The organism is Variovorax sp. 22077 (genome assembly GCF_052044195.1).
GTDB lineage: Bacteria > Pseudomonadota > Gammaproteobacteria > Burkholderiales > Burkholderiaceae_C > Variovorax > Variovorax atrisoli.
Genome location: NZ_JBQEQC010000131.1, coordinates 1 through 346, shown reverse-complemented (window position 1 = coordinate 346; position 346 = coordinate 1). Strand labels below are relative to the sequence as shown.

The window sequence follows — 346 nt, the reverse complement described above, 5'->3', positions numbered from 1 at the left end:
ATGGAATTTCAAGCGTTGTCATCATCTGTTGGGTATCCAGTGTGAATGTCTGGTAGGAATAGCTAAAGGATCGACGCTGAAAAGCGTACCGGCAGGCCTTTCACTCAGGATTGCTGGCGAACATCACAGAATTTTTGACGTGAGGAATTGATGCAGACAGTTAAACAAAATGCGATGGCGTTATTTTTGGCGGTTATCACCTTTACCGCCAGCGCACATCCTCACAGTTTTATCAGCCTGAAAACCGAGCTGGTCACCGACGGCACGCAGCTGAGCGGCCTGAAAATGCGCTGGACGATGGATGAAATCACCTCGGCCGATCTCCTGTATGACGCGGGAAATGCAA

Annotated in this window: 1 protein-coding gene; it reads left to right on the top strand. The window is 49.4% G+C overall.

What is annotated here, in order from left to right; translation table 11 throughout:
- Positions 1–150: 150 nt before the first annotated feature.
- A partial coding sequence (locus tag ACTJLF_RS34820) for a DUF1007 family protein (RefSeq protein ID WP_440884933.1) occupies positions 151–346 on the top strand: 196 nt, incomplete at its 3' end.